Source organism: Vibrio sp. V09_P4A23P171 (assembly GCF_963875615.1).
Taxonomy (GTDB): Bacteria; Pseudomonadota; Gammaproteobacteria; order Enterobacterales; family Vibrionaceae; genus Vibrio; species Vibrio anguillarum.
In genome coordinates this window covers 1-3,207 of record NZ_CAWNMR010000056.1, presented here as the reverse complement: position 1 = coordinate 3,207, position 3,207 = coordinate 1, and the positions used below count along the sequence as shown (strand labels likewise).

Annotated in this window: 3 protein-coding genes; all 3 read left to right on the top strand. The window is 40.1% G+C overall.

The window, feature by feature from the left end:
* Positions 1 to 641: 641 nt before the first annotated feature.
* The 3 genes from AACT23_RS14950 (at position 642) to AACT23_RS14940 (ending at position 2,912) form a co-directional block, all read left to right on the top strand.
* The gene (locus AACT23_RS14950) at positions 642 to 1,412 is read left to right on the top strand and encodes an alpha/beta fold hydrolase (protein WP_019823659.1); all 771 of its coding nucleotides are present in this window, start codon (positions 642 to 644) and stop codon (positions 1,410 to 1,412) included.
* Between the two features lie 146 nt (positions 1,413 to 1,558).
* Positions 1,559 to 1,978: a GNAT family N-acetyltransferase gene (locus AACT23_RS14945; protein ID WP_013867762.1), complete on the top strand. Its 420-nt coding sequence runs from the start codon at positions 1,559 to 1,561 to the stop codon at positions 1,976 to 1,978.
* A 157-nt stretch (positions 1,979 to 2,135) separates the two neighbouring features.
* Entirely contained in the window at positions 2,136 to 2,912 is a 777-nt protein-coding gene (locus tag AACT23_RS14940; protein WP_047691679.1) for a phosphotransferase family protein, read from the top strand.
* Positions 2,913 to 3,207: the final 295 nt, after the last annotated feature.

Here is a 3,207-nt window from a genome sequence, read left to right as displayed (position 1 = left end):
CTCTTAACCCCGCTCATAACAAACAATTTAAGAGGGATTCCCAACGCTTGGCATTTTGCTTCTACTTCAATTTTAGTGGTTACGGTACAATGCGTTAGGTTGGGTGGTAGCGTTGCTCACCCCTTAATTGGGCGTTAGGCAAAGTGAGTTTTTATTAGCTAAATCGAGTTGAAATTGAACGGTAAATTCCATGTTTTGTGGCTTAATTTAAGCAATAAATCGTCATCACATATTTGTTGTTTCTTGATCGCGTTGGGTTGTTTATCGCTGTGAATTCATCGGCAAAATAACCTTCAGCATCCAAACGTCCGCCGAGCATGCTACGCTCGTCACTTTTCTTCCAAATCGCTCAATTTGAGTTTTTTCGTTTCTTTGTTGATTCAGCATTTTGGTTTATAAATGAATCGGTTAGTTTATTTCAAGTTTACAAAAAAAGCTCGTTCTTTGGTTTTGAAAGTCTCGTTGTTAATCTATTGGCCTAACAAACGGCTCAAGAGGGATTGTCAACGCGTGGCGGCTTTAGTACAAAATTGAAGTTCAGTGTTTACGGTGTGTTTTTTGAGTTCGGTGGTGCGTTGTCAACCCCTTAGCCGGGCGTTAGTTTTTTAGGTTAAATTAATAAATACGCAGTTGGTGATAAAATGGAAAATAGAAACGGTTATGTAGGCGTTGTTGGCTCGAAGGTTTATTTCGAAGTTTCGGGTAATCCCAATGGTGAGCCATTATTGATGCTACATGGTGGACTTGGTTCACTAAATGAGCTAAGCAGCATTTACCAATACGTAGCTACTGATTATCAGTTGATAAGTGTCGATTTTCGTGGACATGGAAAATCCTTATTAGGTGATCGGCAACTTAGTTACATGCAGTACCAAGAAGACATTCAACATGTACTTAGCTATCTGAACATTGATAAATATTCAATTTTTGGCTTTAGTGATGGCGGCATCGTGGGCTATCGGTTAGCTGCACAAGAGCCGGAAAGAGTTTCTTGCTTGGTTACACTCGGTTCACAGTGGCGACTAGAGGCAAATGACCCATCAATAGAATTGTTAGGTGGTTTAACGCCTGATTTTTGGGCTTCAAGATTTGCCGATGATGTTGCTTTTTATGAATCTTCAAACCCTGAACCGAATTTTCCTAAACTGGTAGACGCTGTAAAAGCAGTTTGGCTTGATACAACAGAATCTGGTTATCCGTATGATATGGTGGAAAAAATCTGCTGTCCAACATTAATCATGAGAGGCGATAATGACTTCCTGTTTTCGTTAGATGAAGCAGTAGCGTTAAAGCTAAAGGTTGCAGGTAGTAGTTTTGCTAATATTCCACTGACGGCTCATTCAGCCCATCAAGAATCGCCAAAGTTAGTAGGTGAAATTCTAAAACAGTTCATGTTGCAGCACAAAAACTAACAAACTGTTTAAGAGTGATTCGCAACGCGTGGCATTTTTACTATGCGTTGGTTTTAGTGTTTAAGGTGGCATGCGGCGGCATCAGTATTGCGTTGCTCACACCTTAACAGGGCGTTATAAGCAAATCCAGCCTCAGAGGATGAAAAATGGAAATTGAGTACAAGGTAAACTATCCAATCACGTCGAAACAGTTCGTGAATTTGCTAAAGAAAACATCACTTGGTGAACGTAGACCACTAGAAAATGAAGCAATCATCAAAGGTATGCTTGAAAACTCAAATCTAATTGTTACTGCATGGATAAACGATCAGCTTGTTGGCGTGGCGCGTTCTGTTACGGATTTTCATTATTGCTGTTACCTATCGGATCTAGCCGTTGATGAAAGCGTTCAATCGAGTGGTATTGGTAAATATCTAATATTGGTAACCAAAGAAGAATTGAATCCAAACTGTAAAGTTATTTTATTATCAGCGCCTCAAGCGCAAGCTTACTATCCAAAAATCGGTTTTGAGCATCATGAAAGCGCATGGGTTTTATCAAGTGCCGAACAATTAAAGCTAATTTAAATCAAGGTGTTATTTTGCTTATAACAAACGGTTCAAGAGGGACTGCCAACGCGTGGCGGTTTTTGTTCAAATCAGCATTTGTGATTACGGTTGTTATTTTAGGTTCAGTGTTTTGCGTTGTCAGCCCCTTAACCGGGCGTTATAACGCGGGAGAGTTATGAGTACAAAAGATCTATCTAAAATGGGCTCGGCACGAGTCTCTATTGAAGGATTTGGTAGTTCCCTTTGTATCCATAAGCAAAATGCTTCTGATGTAGAGGTGAATTTTTACCAACACGCAGCTTCAAAGCTCAAGGGCGTGAATGTTCCCAAACTTTATAAGGTACAAAATAAGGATCTCTTTATTGAGCTTATTCCAAATCGAGTGACATTAAAGGAATTGCAAACCAGTTCGAACGTATTTGAGCAGTTGGCTAGTATTCATTGTTCAAAATATAAACCTTGTTTTAGTACCAAAGAGCATCATTGGTCAGCTATTTCAACAGAGTCAGCTCTTGAGGCCTTAAGCCTTCCTCGCTCTTCTCAAAGTACGATAGTATCAATACAAGCTTTGTCTCAGGTTCTATTTGAGCATTCATGCTTAATTTCGGGCGATACAAATGATGGAAATTGGGGCATCAGACAAAATGGTGAATTGGTGCTGTTTGACTGGGAGCGTTTTGGTTATGGTAGCCCAGCAATTGATTTGGCTCCCTTAGTACAAGGTTTGGGCTCTATTGATGAGTACGCTTCGATTATCGAGCGATACACCCAACACAATTCATCATTCACATCGGATGAGTTAACGAAGCATTTGGTTATTGCAAAGTGTTGGATAGTTATTGAGGTAGTTAACATACTGATAAGTCGTAATAAACCTGAAGCAGCAACATATATAGACTGGTATCAAAAGAATGTACCTGCTTGGTTAGGTGCGGTAGAAAATGCGTTATAACAAACGCTTTAAGACGGATTCGCAACGCGTGGCACTTTCATCATGCGTTAACTTCAGTGATTTCGGTGGTGTGCAGAAATATCGCATTGCGTTGCTCACCACTTAAGCGGGCGTTAGGCAAGGTGAGTTTTTATCAGCTAAATCGAGTTGAAATTGAACGGTAAATTCCATGTTCTGTGGTTTAACTTAAGCAATAAATCGTCATCACATATTTGCTGTTTCTTGATCGCGTTGGGTTGCTTTTTGTTGTGAATTCATCGGCAAAATAACCTTCAGCATCCAAACGTCTGCCGAG